Source organism: Deltaproteobacteria bacterium (genome assembly GCA_029858205.1).
Classification (GTDB): Bacteria; Desulfobacterota; GWC2-55-46; order GWC2-55-46; family DRQE01; genus JAOUFM01.
In genome coordinates, this window is the sequence record JAOUFM010000006.1 from 40241 (window position 1) to 56287 (window position 16047).

The 16047-nt window shown below is 52.0% G+C and carries 18 protein-coding genes; 4 read left to right on the plus strand and 14 right to left on the minus strand.

Going from position 1 to position 16047, the window contains the following annotated elements; all coding sequences use genetic code 11:
- Positions 1–9: 9 nt before the first annotated feature.
- The 12 genes from proB to OEV59_06410 form a co-directional block, all read right to left on the minus strand.
- Positions 10–1173, minus strand: a complete 1164-nt coding sequence (gene proB / locus OEV59_06355) for a glutamate 5-kinase (protein ID MDH4227358.1) — start codon at positions 1171–1173, stop codon at positions 10–12.
- A 4-nt stretch (positions 1174–1177) separates the two neighbouring features.
- A complete protein-coding gene (gene obgE, locus OEV59_06360; GenBank protein MDH4227359.1) occupies positions 1178–2191 on the minus strand; it encodes a GTPase ObgE in 1014 nt (337 codons plus the stop codon).
- A 110-nt stretch (positions 2192–2301) separates the two neighbouring features.
- Positions 2302–2556 (minus strand): 50S ribosomal protein L27, encoded by a 255-nt coding sequence (gene rpmA / locus OEV59_06365; protein ID MDH4227360.1) that lies wholly within the window; start codon positions 2554–2556, stop codon positions 2302–2304.
- A gap of 18 nt (positions 2557–2574) precedes the next feature.
- Positions 2575–2886 carry a 50S ribosomal protein L21 gene (gene rplU / locus OEV59_06370; protein ID MDH4227361.1) on the minus strand — a complete coding sequence of 104 codons (312 nt, stop codon included), beginning with the start codon at positions 2884–2886 and terminating at the stop codon, positions 2575–2577.
- A gap of 88 nt (positions 2887–2974) precedes the next feature.
- Positions 2975–5071: an LTA synthase family protein gene (locus OEV59_06375; protein ID MDH4227362.1), complete on the minus strand. Its 2097-nt coding sequence runs from the start codon at positions 5069–5071 to the stop codon at positions 2975–2977.
- A gap of 35 nt (positions 5072–5106) precedes the next feature.
- Positions 5107–5502 (minus strand): bacteriohemerythrin, encoded by a 396-nt coding sequence (locus OEV59_06380; protein MDH4227363.1) that lies wholly within the window; start codon positions 5500–5502, stop codon positions 5107–5109.
- A 262-nt stretch (positions 5503–5764) separates the two neighbouring features.
- Positions 5765–6148, minus strand: coding sequence for a rhodanese-like domain-containing protein (locus OEV59_06385; GenBank protein MDH4227364.1), 384 nt, complete (start codon positions 6146–6148; stop codon positions 5765–5767).
- Between the two features lie 212 nt (positions 6149–6360).
- The gene (locus OEV59_06390; protein ID MDH4227365.1) at positions 6361–6903 is read right to left on the minus strand and encodes a ferritin family protein; all 543 of its coding nucleotides are present in this window, start codon (positions 6901–6903) and stop codon (positions 6361–6363) included.
- 47 nt (positions 6904–6950) lie between these two features.
- Positions 6951–7121, minus strand: coding sequence for a hypothetical protein (locus OEV59_06395; protein ID MDH4227366.1), 171 nt, complete (start codon positions 7119–7121; stop codon positions 6951–6953).
- 90 nt (positions 7122–7211) lie between these two features.
- Positions 7212–8351, minus strand: coding sequence for an SAM-dependent methyltransferase (locus OEV59_06400; protein MDH4227367.1), 1140 nt, complete (start codon positions 8349–8351; stop codon positions 7212–7214).
- 30 nt (positions 8352–8381) lie between these two features.
- Positions 8382–8501: a rubredoxin gene (locus tag OEV59_06405; protein MDH4227368.1), complete on the minus strand. Its 120-nt coding sequence runs from the start codon at positions 8499–8501 to the stop codon at positions 8382–8384.
- Positions 8502–8503: 2 nt separating this feature from the next.
- Positions 8504–8926, minus strand: coding sequence for a ferritin-like domain-containing protein (locus tag OEV59_06410; GenBank protein MDH4227369.1), 423 nt, complete (start codon positions 8924–8926; stop codon positions 8504–8506).
- 362 nt (positions 8927–9288) lie between these two features.
- Here OEV59_06410 and OEV59_06415 point away from each other — a divergent pair, with 362 nt between their 5' ends.
- Both OEV59_06415 and OEV59_06420 read left to right on the plus strand, forming a co-directional pair.
- Positions 9289–10923: a sensor domain-containing diguanylate cyclase gene (locus tag OEV59_06415; protein MDH4227370.1), complete on the plus strand. Its 1635-nt coding sequence runs from the start codon at positions 9289–9291 to the stop codon at positions 10921–10923.
- Positions 10920–11393 carry a hypothetical protein gene (locus tag OEV59_06420; protein MDH4227371.1) on the plus strand — a complete coding sequence of 158 codons (474 nt, stop codon included), beginning with the start codon at positions 10920–10922 and terminating at the stop codon, positions 11391–11393. Before OEV59_06415 ends, OEV59_06420 begins: the two co-directional genes overlap by 4 nt.
- Positions 11394–11519: 126 nt before the next feature.
- Here the strand turns inward: OEV59_06420 and OEV59_06425 are convergent, their stop codons facing one another.
- Positions 11520–12167, minus strand: coding sequence for an HAD-IA family hydrolase (locus OEV59_06425; GenBank protein ID MDH4227372.1), 648 nt, complete (start codon positions 12165–12167; stop codon positions 11520–11522).
- Positions 12168–12318: 151 nt separating this feature from the next.
- Here OEV59_06425 and OEV59_06430 point away from each other — a divergent pair, with 151 nt between their 5' ends.
- Together OEV59_06430 and OEV59_06435 are read left to right on the plus strand one after the other, a co-directional pair.
- On the plus strand, positions 12319–14937 hold the full coding sequence (locus OEV59_06430) for a PBP1A family penicillin-binding protein (protein ID MDH4227373.1): 2619 nt from the start codon (positions 12319–12321) through the stop codon (positions 14935–14937).
- 21 nt (positions 14938–14958) lie between these two features.
- Complete coding sequence (locus OEV59_06435; protein ID MDH4227374.1) at positions 14959–15693, plus strand: metallophosphatase family protein; 735 nt, start codon at positions 14959–14961, stop codon at positions 15691–15693.
- A gap of 36 nt (positions 15694–15729) precedes the next feature.
- On the opposite strand, the gene OEV59_06440 is transcribed toward OEV59_06435, so the two are convergent.
- The gene (locus tag OEV59_06440) at positions 15730–16041 is read right to left on the minus strand and encodes a hypothetical protein (protein ID MDH4227375.1); all 312 of its coding nucleotides are present in this window, start codon (positions 16039–16041) and stop codon (positions 15730–15732) included.
- Positions 16042–16047: the final 6 nt, after the last annotated feature.

Genomic DNA, 16047 nt, shown 5'->3' on the forward strand with positions numbered 1-16047 from the left:
CGAATCCTCCTATAGCACTACCATGTCGTCACGGTGTATGACCTCATCCGAGACCTTGTAGCCAAGGGCCTTCTCTATCTCCGAGGTCTTTAAGCCCTTTATCTTCTCTATCTCAACGGAGCTGTAGTTTACAACACCTCTGGCGAACTCCATGCCCGAGGCATCCACGCAGTGTATTACATCGCCCGAGTCGAATGTGCCGCCGACACTCACAACACCGGAGGGTAGAAGCGACTTGCCGTTTAAGAGTAGCGCATTCTTCGCGCCGTCGTCGATAACCACCTTGCCAGTTGGCCTTGTCGAGTACTTTATCCAGTGTTCTTTGCTTGAAAGGTAACCTTCTTTCACTTTAACAAACGTGCCAACGGAACTCACGGCAATACTTCCAGCAGCAGTGGCCGATTGTTCGAGAGTGTCCAGATCGAACCCTGATGTAATAACCGTCTCGCAGCCGTGATGGGCGGCGATTTTCGCGGCCGTAATCTTCGAGGAAATCCCGCCCGAGCCTGCCGCGCTCGTTGTGGCGCTCTTTTCCGCCAACTCGAATGCGTCTATATCGCTTATCACCTCGATGCGTTTTGCATCTCGGTTGACCTTCGGGTCCTTGTCGAACACGCCGTCTATGTCAGAGAGAATTACGAGCCTGTCGGCGCCGACGAGATTTGCAACAAGCGCGGCGATTTTGTCGTTATCGCCGTACTTGATCTCCTCGACAGCAACCGTGTCGTTCTCATTTATAATGGGAAGTATGCCGCGCCCGAGAAGCTCGGTAAGAGTATTTCTGGCGTTAAGAAAGCGTTTTCTATCGCCCATGTCGTCGTGCGTAATAAGCAGTTGCGCGACATTTACGCCGGTCTTCGAGAACGCCTCGTCATACCTTGCCATAAGACGCGACTGCCCAACCGCCGCAACAGCCTGCCGCCCGGGTATGGTGGAGGGCCGCTCCTTCATACCAAGCTTTTCCATGCCCATTGCGATTGCGCCGGAAGACACAAGAACGCACTTTGTGCCTGCCTTCATAAGAGCGGATATCTCGGTTGCAAGCTTGGAAAATATGTCGCAGCGCTCGCCGCAATCCTTACCGCGTACGCTCCCCTTTACGCCCGTTACAACGGCGCTTCCAACCTTTATAACAACGCGCTCTATCTTATTATTAGAAGTTTCCTTCCCCATACCGTTAAACCGATTTTCTAAGCTTTACTACCTCTTTTCCCACGTAATCCACGAGCTGCTTTAGCCCCTTACCGGAGGCAGCCGATATCTCGAATACCTTTATACCCTTACGCTCGAGAAATTTCAACAGTTTAGCTCCCCGCTCCTTTGCCCCTGTTATGTCGGTCTTATTCAGGGCCACTACCTGCGGTCTTTTCGCGAGCTTTACGTTGAACTTCTTTAGCTCCGCGTTCACTATATCGAAGTCGTCCTTTGGCTCCCTCTCGGTCTCCGGCGAGAGGTCTACTACATGCACGAACATGCTCGTTCTCTCGATGTGCTTTAGAAACCTTGTGCCAAGCCCCTTGCCCTCGTGCGCGCCCTCGATAAGACCCGGTATGTCGGCAACCACGAATCCTCCGTACTCTCCAAACTTAACGACCCCAAGGTTCGGGATAAGGGTTGTAAACGGATAATCAGCGATCTTCGGCTTTGCAGCAGATATGGCAGATATAAGAGTCGATTTCCCGGCGTTTGGAAACCCTATGATGCCAACATCCGCAAGAAGCTTTAGCTCGAGCTTTAACGCGCGCTCTTCTCCCGGCATCCCCGGCTGCGCTCTTCTTGGGGCCTGGTTGGTGGAGCTGGCAAAGCGCGCATTGCCCTTTCCGCCTCTACCGCCCTTTACAACGGTAAAGCGCTGTTCGTTCTCGGTAAGGTCGATGATAACCTCATCGGTCTCAAGGTCTTTTATAAGCGTGCCTGCAGGGACCTTTATCTCAACATTGTGCCCGTTCCTGCCGTGACAGCCGCTGCCCATGCCATGCTCGCCTCTCTCGGCCTCGTAGATGCGCTTGTAGCGAAAGTCTATCAGGCTCGTTAAGTTCGAGTCGGCAACGAAGGTCACGTCCCCGCCGTGGCCGCCGTCTCCGCCGTCAGGGCCGCCCTTAGGCACGTACTTTTCGCGCCTAAAGCTCACGCACCCACGGCCTCCGTCACCGGCCTTTACCGTTATTTTAGCCTCGTCTATGAAGTTCATTTAAGTTCCCCGGAAAATAAAAAGGGCGAAAAAGAGACCAGAGGTTTCTTTTATCGCCCTGAATTTTACGAAACCGGAATATTGCCCGGTCGCAGCATCAAAGGGCCGGCTTACTGCACCGGCGCTACGTTTACGATTTTCTTCGAGCCGCTTTCCTTGAACTCGACAACGCCGCGTACCTTGGAAAATAGCGTATAGTCCTTGCCCATGCCGACGTTTAGGCCGGGATATATCTTCGTGCCTACCTGGCGCACGATTATAGTGCCTGCGTTAATGACCTCGCCGCCGTAGCTCTTTACGCCGCGTCTTTGGCCGTTGCTGTCTCTGCCGTTTCTGGAACTTCCGCCCGCTTTTTTATGTGCCATGGTGTCTAAAACCCTCCCTTAAGCCTTTATTTCCTTTACGCGTATGCCCGTAAGGTTCTGCCTGTGCCCCTGCTTCTTTGCGTAGCCCTTCCTTCTCCTCTTTTTAAAGAGAAGCACCTTCTTGGTCTTTTTCTGCTCGAGGATCTCGCAAACCACACTTGCGTTCTCGACAGTCGGCGCGCCTATCTTTATGTCAGCGCCCTCGCCGATAGCAATAACGTCCTTTATCTCAACTGTTGAGCCCACTGTGCCGTCGAGCTTTTCGACCTTTATCGTGTCGCCCTTGGCCACCTTGTACTGTTTTCCGCCTGTCTTTATAACCGCATACATTTCTTAAGTTCCTCCGGGAATGATAGTAATAGGTAATATTAACCGTTACTTCGCCGATTGTCAAGCATTTTATAAGGGTTTTCTCCTTCTAATGCCCGGCTGCCCCGGCAGGTGTTGCGTGATGCGATTTTGCGTGGTGAACGCCTATTTTACGCTCTTTTAAGGCGTTTAGCCCCTCCTCCACATAGGCCTTAAGCTCCTTTGCCATTTTGCCCCTGCGCTCGGTTTCCTTACCCTCGGGTATGACAACGGACTTTGGCGGGTGCTTTGTGTCGTATTCATAGAGCACGGGCTTTTCCTTGGGTGCAACAATGTATATCCTGTTGTCCTCTACAATAGCGACATTTTCATCCCCGCCCGAATGCTTTATAACGGCAAAGCCCTTATCTTTCAATGCCTGGGAAAATAGATTTCTGCCCCAGCCCTGGTGCGGCGCATCGCTTCCGATGAGAGCAAGAACGCTTGGCCCGATGTCTACATGGCTTGCAACCGTATCGCGTCTTACGCCATGCGCCTTCAAAAGTTTCGGAGAATAGAAAAGAAGCGGCACATGGAGCTTATCGAGGCTCATGTGCGTTATCGGCCACTCGGTACCTATGCCGTGGTCCCCGGTTATGACAAAAAGCGTATTGTCGAAATATTTTTCCTTTGACGCGGCCTTGAAGAACTCGCCAAGGGCCCAGTCCGCGTACTTCATGGCGTTGTATCTATTCTCCATTGCATCGCCGGACTTTATACGCTCAAACGGCAACGGCGGCAGATTAAACGGCGAATGGTTCGTAAGCGTAAGGATTGCGCCGAAAAACGGCTTGTCCTTCGACATGTTCTTGAATTCCTCGTTGGCGCGCATGAAGACGTCGTAATCGGCGACACCCCACACCGGGTCGACGAACGTGGGGTTCACGTAATCGTCCGTGCCAACGAACTTATTTATGCCGTGCTGCCTGAAAAATCCCTCTTTATTGTCCCAGGAGAAAAGCCCGTTATAAAGGAAGATGCTATCGTAGCCTTTTGACGTAAGAATCGTCGGAAGCCCCGAGAACTCCTGGTACGCGTCCATGGTCTTCATTAGATACTCATGCCCTGGAAGGTTCGGAAAAGACGTAAGCGAGGCGAACACGCCCTGGTGCGTATGAGAGCCGTTCGAGAAAGCGCGCTCGAAAAGCACGCCGTCCTTTGCAAGTTTATCGAACGAAGGCGTTATGTTGTGCTCATCTCCAAGCGAGCCAACGAGACGGCCCGAGAAACTCTCCATTAGTATTATGACGACGTTTACGGGCTTCTCCGGCTTTTTCACGAGATACGCATTGGCGGTCTCGGGGCCTTCTTTCCTAAGAAGAGGCAACTCAGCGCTCGCAAGGTCGGTCTCGGTAGTCTGTATAAGCATGTCATGCGTGATTTTTTCCGCGTCCTTTGCCGAATACGTCTTAGTCCAGTAATTCTCCTTTGTCGAAAGCTTTTCAAGAGAACTCCTGCCAAGCGTGAACACGGCATTTAAGGCAAGGTTATTTGCAAATGCCTCGTCCGAAAAATACGCATCCCCCCACCTAAGCGGCTCCTTGTAGAACCCTCCCCGCATGCCAAACACCATGAGCGTGATAACGACAAACGTGCCGGCATACCCTGCTATGCGGTGATTTCTCGTTAGTTCCGGAATGTTGGTCTTTGAGCCAAGTAATTTCTTGTAAAGGACAAATACGGCAAAGGAAAAGAGCGCCATCACCACGGCCCAGAACAAGGCGTACTTCACTACCGGGTAGCCTTCCCACACCATGCCACCTACTATCTCCGGGTGGGTCGCGTACTCGAATATGGCGGAGTTAAAGCGCATCTGAAGTTCGCGGTAGAACTCTACCTCTCCAAGGCAGAGAAAGAACAGGGCCGAGAAAAACGCGGTAAATGCCGCTAGTATGTGCGGCGAGAACCTCCGTGGAACAAAAAGCAAAAGCAATAGAAGCGGTATCAGAAGATACGAACTTATAGCGATATCGAACCTTAGGCCGTAGAAAAAGCTCTTCAAAAGAAGCGTAACCGGCAGGTGCTCGGCCAAACCGTAATTCCTGTAGAGCATGACGGCCCTTGCTGTCTCGAAGACGGCTATGAGCAGCACATACGCGGCGAGCACGAAATACACTTCGCGCCTTATTATATGACCGAGAATCGAGTTTGATTTGGTATTGCCCATGATGTTTGCTTGCGCGCGGAACAGTTCCCAGCGCATCAGGATTTAAGTATGTGCCTGCCGAGCTTCTTGTCCTCTACGCTTATATGGTTGGCCAGCCAGTCAAAGATATGCGTTTTCAAGTGCTCCATATCGAAGTTGCCACCACTTTCAAGACGCTTTCTGATATCCGATATTTCTTCTATAAAGTGATGGTGCTCCTCGGTGTGCGCAACACTTTCGGCAAAAGAGGTATCGCTCATGGCCTTTTCCTCGTCATGAAAATGCACGACAGCGTAGTCGTCTAGAAAATCGAGGAACTTGATTGTCGTTGCCATATCCGCATGCGCCTCTACGGCATTCAGAAGCGCCTCGACCTTTTGAATAAGCTCGAGGTGCTGCTTGTCCTGCCACTGCACGCCTGTTTCCAGGTCCTTGGAGAACTCTATCTTCATGTCTTAAGTGATTAGCCTTTCAAACCGTATAAAAAGAGCCGAAAATTCCATATCCCGAAATGATAACGTCACCGCCCTTGCTATAAAAGGACGGTGACGCCGTTAAAGTGTCCGTACCAGACTGTTATTGCTGCGCTGGCTTTGGCTCGACAGGGCCGTTTGCCTGCAACCATGCCCCGAACCCTCCGAGAAGGGCCTTTACGTTCTTGTAACCGTGTTCGTTAAGGTAGAGCGCCGCACCGGCGCTCGAGTGTTCGTCGGGTCACGTGCAGTACGTGACTATCAGCGTCCTTTTGTCAAAGGGCAGCAGAGAAAGCTTGTTGCCAAGCTCCGTGTACACTATCCTAACATCGCCCTTTATCTTTATCGTGCTGCCTGCGTACGAAGTAGGCGACCTCAAGTCGATTATCGTTACAGGCACGCCTTGCTTCTGGAGCTTTAACACCTCTTCGGCGCCGATACGCGCTACCACCGCAAGATCTTCCTTGGCGTAGACCTTGTAGGGCGCTTCCTGAGAAGCAGCGCCGGGGGCTGCCGAACCAGGCTGCACTACCAGGTTACCGGGGGTATTATCCCCTGCCCAGGACTCATGCGCCAACACAAGAGCCATGGCCGCGGTCAAAGCAAAAGATATCCATTTTCTCATCATCCACCTCGAGCGGTATTTTATCTGTTCCTTACAGGCCCTTTAACGTCATGCCCGGGACAATCCTTGGCAACCCTCGCTACAGTGAGCCACCCTCGGAACCATGAAACGGTTACACATGGCAATCACCTCCTTGGAACATGCGTCACATATATTATTATAACGCAAAAAAAGGCTTTTGGAAAGCCTTTTAGAGGCTAAATGCGCAGCTATTAACGGGACTCCTTCTCGACACTGAACTCCATGAAGTCGCACCAGAAGCCGTCCTTTAAAAGCGCCTCGTGCTCCCACCTTAGAAGCTTAAGGTGCCCCTTCTCCATCTCGAGAAGGTTCGTAAGAAACACCTTTTGTTCCGGGGTTTCGGCCTCGTCCCTTAGCATCCTGTCATAGAAGGCAACGGCGTGCTCCTCGCTCTCTATTGCAACCGCTATCGCGCCTTCGTCAGACGGATTTTTCTTCAACTTCTTTATAAGCTCGTTTTCATCCGGGAATATGGCAAGCGCCTTCGTTCCCCTTACGACCGCCCCTGCCTCCTTTGCTTCCTTATAGCCTTTCCACGTGCCGGAACCTTTAAGAGAAGCGATGATGCCGGTTATGACGTCTATATGCTCGAGTTCCTCGGAAGCAAGATGGTTAAAAACGTTCTTGCCGTGCTCGTCCTTGGTCATCTCTGCCGCGTGCTTATAGAAACCGTATCCGTTCATCTCTGTCTTGTAAGCAATGGAAAGCTCATCCGCCAATTTGTTTTTAGACATTACGCAATGTCTCCTTTCGAAATTTGTATTCCGGTAAGCAGCGCGAGCTACTTTCTGCCGGAATCGGTCTTTCCTGCCTTTTCAACGCCTCTTTTCTGCTCAAAGGCCTCGCCGCGTATCTTTTCCTCGCACGACTGGCATATCACCAGGTCGGATGGCTTGGCGCAGACCGAACAAACGTGCTTTTTCTTTTTCTCGTCCTTTTTTTCTTCTCCCATGACCGTCTACCTCCGCTGTATTTTTTATATCCTAAAAAAGCGCCGAATACCGTTTCATAACGCCTGACGCCGAAAACTCATGCCCAAATATTATAGCATATCCTGCATGTCATTTCCCGTAAAACCGGAAAGCCTCTGCTTCTTGTCAAACCCCTTGGCCTGGGCCAGTACCATCATCGTGTCGCTTATGCCGCCCGGCATGACGAGGTTCTTGACACTCTGATTCGTAAGCACAGTGTCGGCGCTTACCTGCCCCTTTTCCGGCATCTCCGTTAGTTCATCGAGTATGCCAAGAGATAAAAGAAACTGCCTCTGGGTCGTAAACCCGGCTACAGTGAGCCCGGCCGCGCTTCCCGCGTTTTTAAGGGCCGTGAAATCCACGTGCGCGGTTATGTCCTGCTCGCCGATGCGTTCATACGGCATGTTATTTACCGTGTGCTTATAATGGCAGTGAAGTGTAGAGCCCCTGCCGGACGCATACAGCTTCGAAGCCGCTGCTCCGTAGTCTATCGTAACAACAAAGCCCTGGTCAAATGTTTTCGCGGCATTTCCCAGCCAAACAGAACAAAACGGCGACACCTCGAATCCAGAGCCCACAGGCAACCCCTTTGTAACCTCCATAAAACAGCGCCCGAGTTCCTCAAACGAAGGCTCCAGGATAACATCTCCAAAAGAACCGCTTGCCTTATCGAGCCCGACAAAAATCTCCTTTGGGCCCTCAGGCGTTACCACCCCCCTATGAAACGGCAGCGCGTCGAATAGTTCGTTAGAGTAAACGCAGGCATTCATGAAATGCCCTGCTTTCGTAATATCCGAAACCCAAACGGCCTTACTTCCGTGCGCCTGGTTTTCAACGTGCAGGGCCGCGTTTCTCTCGACCAAAACGGCGGTAGATGCCTCGTAAAGGGCCCCGTAGCGCTCCTTCATCACATCGAGCACGCTAAACGTCAGCAGCCCCCTGCCTGCGCCGCCTTCTATAAGCGCAAAGTCCGAAGGGCTATTACAACGCTGCCAGCACTCGTAAATCTGGCGGCAAAGCGCGGCTGCGAAGATCCTTACCCCTGAGTCCAGGGAGGTAAAATAATCGCCTTTTTCGCCCCAGGGCGCGCCGGCCCTGTTGCCCAGGCGCATGTAATACCCGCCTTCTGCGTAAAGCGCGACATCCATAAACTCGGCAAACGGCATGGGGCCGCGCTTACGGATACGCCTCTTTATCTCTTCTACGACCATAGGGCCGCTATCATCGCGCGGTTCACGGCGTTACTCGACCTCGACAAACGCCTCTCTGGTCGCAAAGCACTCGGGGCAGAACTCCGGGGGCTCCGGCCCTTCGTGCACATACCCGCACTCAACGCATCTCCATTTTTTCGCTTCCGCCATAATCAGTCGAGCACCGTCTCCCACTCATCGGCATGCCCTTCCTCGTCCTCGAGGATTGCCTCGAGCATGCATCTCGTAGTAACATCTCCGTGTTTGACGCAAAGTTCTATGTGCTTTTTATATCTCTCGATTGCCTCGTTCTCGGCCTCGAGGTCGTCCTTTATCATGTCCTTTAAGCTTCCGCCGCGCTTGGAGGGCGTGGGCTTTTGCACAGGAACGCCTCCGAGGTAGGCTATTCTCTCGGCCAGCATTTCCGCATGCTTCATTTCGTCTATGGCCGTTTTTTTGAAAATTTCGGCGATTGCCGGGCTCTCCATGCCCGAGCCCTCATAGTGGTGCCCCATGTACTGAATAATGGCGCCGAGCTCGAATGCCCTGTCCAGGTTCAGCGCGTCTATAATCTCTTTGTTAACTTTCTTAGCCATATTTTTCCTCCTGTGTTTTTATTTTACTGCGCAGTATCCAATACAGTATACCTCAAAACAGCGCATTTGCCGCACCGGCCCCGTAATGATAAGGCTATAATCTTATAACAGATTATAGCCGCTTGCAAATAAATTAAAAACAGCATAATCTGCCTTGACAAGACCAATAAACCACTTTAATATAGAGGATAGGTCTTTTGACTCAGGCAAAACCGTCAAAAAGCGCACATCGCAGCCAGACATCCGCTTACTCTGTACATTTTGAACGCGAAGAAGTCTTATACCGGTCCGGAAACAATCGGGCCGTAAGCTTGAATAAGTACAATTTGCGACAAAGGGCGTCGACATTGTCTAGAACCTCCATGACAGAAGCCATACTTAATAAGGTGTACACCTCAACCGGTTTTCTTAAACGGATATTTCTCGTGCTCGCAATCCCGGCAGCGAGAAAGATAGTCTGCTATGCCCGTGAGGCGCACCGCGTGCTGCTGCCCTACTTTACCCCTGCTCTAAATGCTCTCGAGCGGACGGCCAACAAAGTAAGCATCTGGATATCCAGGCTCATAAGAAAAATACGGATAGCCCTTCGCCCGGTTTCAGAGTACCTAAGGGGACGCTTCCTGAAGATGAACATGGCGAAGAAGATGCTGCTGGCGTATTTTCCGCTTGCCGTGCTCCTGATACTTATTTCCGTCTTCACGCTCTTTAGCTTCAAACGCATCAACGCCGTCATGAACTCGATGCTATACGCCGACGTGGCCGTCATAGAAGTTACCAACATGCTTACAGATACGCTCATAGACCAGGAGACCTACGGCCACCGCTACCTGATACTTAAAAACCCCGACATGCTAAAGATATACAAGGAGAAGAGCGAAGAGTTCGCCAACACGGTGAGTGTGATGGCCATGATACCGGACTCATCGAAATTGCCAATCAAAGAACTCAGCACGCTGCACCACGAGTACGACAAGTTTTTCAAGAACATCTTTCACGCGTCTGAAAACGGATTGCCCACGGCAACGTTTGAGAGAAAAGCCGACTTGAAACGCGACGAGCTTGTTGTGCTGCTAAAGAAACTTACCGCCGACACCTTGAAATCCCAGAACGCGAAGATCCAGGGCATTGCCGACTTCGGCTCCAACGCCTTTGTTCTCACCGCAGGCATAGGCATACTCGGCCTTATAATAGGCATCGGCGCTGCGCTCTATATAACCAAGAACATCTCTACGTCCATAGAACAGCTCAAAATCGGCACCAGGAACGTCGCAAACGGCAACTTCCTCGACATTCCCAAGGTCGAGAGCGAGGACGAACTCGGCGACCTTTCGGTCGCGTTCATGGATATGGCCAACCGGCTAAAGCGGCTCGAAGAGATGTACCTCGACGCAAGTCCGCTTACGAGGCTTCCCGGCGGCATAGCCATCGAGAACGTGCTCAAAAAACGCGTTGAAGCGAACCTGCCGGTGGCATTTTGCTTCGCCGACATAGACAACTTCAAGGCCTACAACGACAGGCACGGATACGCAAAAGGAAGCGAACTCATCCTGGCGGTCTCCAAGATAATGAAGGATGTTATACGAGACTTCGGCACAAGCGAGGATTTCCTCGGTCATATAGGCGGCGACGACTTCGTTATGATAACCACGCCGGCGCGCCACGACATGCTTTGCACCAAGATAATAGATAAGTTTGACATGGCAATTCCTTTCTTCTATACTGAAGAGGAAGTGAAACAAGGCTACATAGACGGCAAGTCGCGCCAGGGGCAGAAGATGAAGTTCCCTCTGGCAACGTTATCCATAGCGGTAGTAACCAACAAGCTTCGCCGCATCACAAACCACATCGAGTACGGCGAGATAGCGGCGGAATTGAAGGAATTCGCAAAGAGCATCCCGAAGAGCGCGTACGTCGTCGACAAGCGCACAAACGAAAACATAGGCTACGCGCCGACCGCGCCGCATAACGTCAATTGGCAAAAAGAAAGGACTACATGAAAAAACGCATCGGATTTACAGGGAAATCACTGGTTTGGGCGCTGTTTTTCGCATTCACCTCATACGGATGCGTGCCGCCGCCAGTCCCTCCCCCGCAGCCTGAGGCAAAATGGTTCGACATCGAGACGGTCAAGCCGGAAGAGCACAATGCCTACATAAGCAAGTTCGAGGAACAGAAAAAGAAAACCACGGATAAAAAAGAGGTGGCGAAGCTGAACTACGCTCTCTACGAACTTTATTCGTGCCACATGAACTCGAAGAGGGATTACAAGAAGGCGCTCTCGGCCATGAACGACTATATCGCGTCCAAGAAGCCCGAGAAGCCCTCTTATATGGACATGCAGATGAAGGACCTTCTCGAGATTATTATAAAGCTACAAAGCGAAAATAAGGACTTGAAGGCCGCTATAGAGCAGATAGAAAAGCTCGATAAGCGGATGCACGACATCAAGAAATCCATTTCACGCTAAGCAGAGTCATTACAACGATAAAATTGCCAAAGCCGCGGCCAGGAGTACAAAGGCCGCGGCTTTTTAGTTTATGGCGAAAAACACGCCTGGCACAGCCGCAAGGCTTTGCCAAAGCCTGCTACTCTCTTAAAATATTATCGACTGCAGTTCTTCGAAGCCGTTGATTATTACCTTGCAACCCGCTCCTATAAGCTCATCTTTGCCCCTGAAGCCGTAGGCCGCGCCTATGGCCTCGACATTGGCAGCTCCGGCTGCCTCGATATCTATGGCGCTATCGCCTATGTAAACGGCGCTATCTGCCTCTACGGCGCTATGCGTAAGCACGGCCAGTATTGGCTCCGGGTGCGGCTTCTTGTTGGCAAGAGAATCGCCGCCAAGCACCTTCGAGAAATACCTCTCCAGGCCGTAACTCTTTAGTATCGGCAGCGTCAGGCCCATAGGCTTATTGGTCACTACCGCCATGGTCTTGCCGCGCTCCACAAACGCGTCTAGGGTTTCCATGACGCCCGAGTACAAAGCGCTCTCGACATCGAGGCGGCCCCCGTAAAATTCGAGGAACACGGCCCTTGCCCGGTCCACATCCCCTGCCTTGGCCCCAGGCATGAGGCGTTCGAGAAGCGGCCTTACGCCCCAGCCTATGTTGGCCTTAACCGTATTTGTATCCAGGGGCTCAAGCCCGATTGCCTCGAGCGTCTTGTTCGCAGCCCAGGCGATATCAGGGCTCGAATCGAGAAGCGTGCCGTCAAGGTCGAATATCAGGAGGTCTTTTTTCATATTACGCCGTAAGTAAACCGGTTTATTATAACATACTTTCGCCGTGACAAACAACAACGCACCGGCGGCATTTCGCAGTCCTTGCCAATAAAAGCGTTTTTTGTTATCCTATAACATTAAATAGCCTTACCCCGGAGAAAAGCACTTAAAGATGTTTTACAGACAAAACAACGGTAACCCAGGGCTTCGCGAGCGCTTTTATAACTATATAAAAGAAACCCGCGCCTACAAATACGCCGAGCCGCGTATCCGTAACTCTAAAACACTGCAGGCTGCCTACAAGTGGCTCCAGAGCACAAGGGCATACCAGTACTTCACGACGAAGCTTCCGAAATGGGCGCAGGCCATTTGCCTTGTCTTTGCAGCCGGGTTCTTGTATACATTCCTTCTTTATATCTACTTCATACTTAGCCTTCCCTCGGTATCGGAATTAAGCAACTATTCGCCAAGCCTCGTAACAAAGGTCTATTCCGCGGACAAGGAACTCGTAGCCGAGTTCTTCGAGGAGCGCCGCGTAATGGTCTCCATCTCTCAGGTGCCGCAGCATGTGATAAACACCGTTCTCGCGGCCGAGGACAGGGACTTCTACAAACACGGCGGCATAAAGTACATAAGCATACTCAGGGCCCTCTATGTAAACCTGACCACCAACAGAACAGAGGGCGCAAGCACGATAACGCAGCAGGTCGCTAAGAACATACTGCTCACGCCCGAGCGCACCTACACGCGCAAATTCAAGGAAATGATACTTGCAAAGCGCATAGAGCGGGCATTCACAAAAGACCAGATACTTGAGCTCTATCTTAATCAGATATATTTTGGAAACGGAGCCTACGGCATACAGGCCGCGTGCGAGGCATACTTCGGCAAACACGTAAAGGACATCGACGTAGCCGAGGCCGCCATGCTCATGGGGCTTATCAGTAATCCGACAAAATACTCTCCGTACCAGAACCCGTCCATAGCAAAAGCCAGACAAGAGCGCGTAATAAGGCTCATGTTAGAAAACGGCTTTATAACCGAGGCTGAAGAGAAAAAAGCGGCAACAAAGGTGCTCGACATCAAGCCAAGCCGGCCAAAGACCGTCTGGATAGGCCCCTACTTCACCGAGCACGTAAGGCGCTACCTCGAAGAGAAATACGGAGAACGTCTCTATAAGGAAGGCCTTCGGGTATACACCACCTTGAACGTCAAGTTCCAGGTGGCCGCGAACGAGGCCGTGGAGGCGGGACTTCGAGCCTACGACAAACGTAACGGCTACAGGGGGCCCATTGGCAACCTAAAGGCCGCAAGCGACATGGAAAACTTCAAAATCGAGACGCAAAAACAGCTTGGAAAAAACCCGGTGGCTATCAACAAGATATACCGCGGCATAATCACCGAGATTGACAAGACAAAAAAGACGCTCAAGGCCTATATCGGCACCACGCAGGGCACGATAACGCAGGAAAACTACGCCTGGGTAAAGCACTATAACCCAAAAGACATACCGGACGGCGCATATGACATGAAAAGCCCGCTCGATGTCCTGCATGCGGGAGATATCGTAGACCTCAAGGTGCTCAAGATAAACTACGAGGGAGACAATACTGTTCTTTCCCTTGCCATAGAGCAGGAACCACAGGCAGAGGCAGCGCTTATCGCAATGGAGCCATCTACCGGGTACGTCAGGGCAATGGTTGGCGGCTCGGACTTCTATTCCACGCAGTTCATACGCCCTACCCAATCGAAAAGGCAGCCCGGTTCGGCATTCAAGCCGCTTATATACGCCGCTGCAATAGACAGCGGCAAGTACACGCCTGCGACAACGGTACTCGACTCTCCGATGGTGTTCGCGGAGATAAAAGACGTTGTAAAGGAACACGAAACTGATTCTAAAAACGATTCCTTCGAATGGAAGCCAAGGAACTACGACGGCAAGTTCCTTGGCCCAACTACCATCAGAAAGGCTGTGGCGCTATCTAGAAACGTCATCACAATCAAGGTCCTTCAGGATATCGGCGTTGACCCGGCAATAGAGTACGCCAGAAAATTCGGCATCGAGAGCCCGCTTGCAAAAGACCTTTCCATAGCTCTCGGGTCTTCGGCAGTGACGCTTGAAGAGCTTACCAGAGCCTTCTCGACGATTGCGAACCGCGGCGTCAAGACAAGGCCGATATATGTAACAAAGGTCACGGACAAAAACGGCGTTGTGCTCGAAGAATTCAAGCCGGAAACGGAAGAAGTGCTTAGCCCCCAGAGCGCGTACATCACGACGAGTCTTCTGCAAGGCGTTGTGGAGCACGGCACGGGATGGAGGGCTAAGGCGCTCGGGCGTCCGTCCGCAGGCAAGACAGGCACGACAAACAACTTAAACGACGCATGGTACATCGGCTACACCACCGACATGATAACCGGCGTATGGGTTGGCTACGACAAGGAACGCATGCTCGGGCACGGAGAAACAGGCTCCACCGCCGCCTCCCCCATCTGGGTGGATTTCATGAAGGTGGCAATCGAGGGCACCGCGCCAAAGAGTTTCCCCATCCCCGAGGACATAGAGTTCGTCAAGATAGATTCCGAAACAGGCCTTCTCGCCACCCCTACGACAGTGAAACCTATATTCGAGGTCTTTAGAAAGGGCACTGCCCCAAAAGAGTTCTCTATCAAAAAACAATCAACCGGCTCAAGCGACTTTTTCAGGGAAGACCTCGGCGGAGACTCCCCGCCCCCAACACAAGGCGGCTCGATACCTGACGCAACGAAAAAACCCGTACCAGACGCCCTTTAACAGGCACTCCAGGGCTGCCCCATGCTATACGCCTTTATATCGGACATACACTCGAACCTCGAGGCCCTCTCTGCCGTGCTTACGAAATGCGCGGACATCGGCGCTGATAATATCGTCTGTCTCGGCGACATAGTCGGCTACAACGCAAACCCAAACGAATGCATAGAACTCATACGTAAAAACAACATACGCTCGGTCATGGGCAACCACGACGAGAGGGCCGCAGGACTTTGCGAGCCTGACACCTTCAACGCCGAAGCGCAGGCAGCTATCTACTGGACAAGAGAGGCCATGAGCCGTGAACACAGGGCCTATCTCAAATCTCTACCGCAGCAAGTAGACGAGAAAAACGGTATCTCTGCGGTGCACGGAACGCTTAGAAGCCATGACGAGTACCTATTTAGCGCAGAGGATGCGCCGTTCGAGCTAAAGCTCGTGCAGAAGAGCGCGATAAAAATACTTTTCTTCGGGCACACGCACTCGCCTGCGCTCTACGGCACAAAGACAGTACCCGGAGCCTCGGTGTACTTGCAGCAGGAAACGATACTTGACCCTTCAGGCATTTACCTCGTAAACCCGGGAAGTGTCGGGCAGCCCAGAGACGGCGACCCGAGAGCGGCGTTTTGCACATTTGACAGTGAAAGCGGCGTGCTGAAGTTCCATCGTGTCGAATACGACATAAAAAAAGCCTCTCAAAAGGTTCTGGCAGCTGGGCTGCCCGAATACCTTGGCAAGAGGCTTTTTACCGGAAGATAGATTTTCAAGCCGCGCCGTAGCAAAACGGCGCGCACATCAATGGACAGTGCCCTTGGACTCCTCTACGACCTCTTGTTTCTCTTCAGCCTTGAACGGGTCTTTGGTGAACTTCTCGCGGCAATGCTTGCAAACGAGGTATATGCGCTCCCTGTAGACGTCCTCTTCTATATCCGACTGGTTCATGTGCTCCATGGCGTCGAGAAGCTCGTTCATGCGCTCCTCTATCTCGCCGCCCTCGACGTCCTCGAGATATCCGTCGAAATCAGCGAAACTTCTCACCTCGACCACGTATTTCAAGGCCCCGGCCGCGAGTTCCCTGCCGCAGCCGTGGCATCTCGTTATTTTCATTCGTAT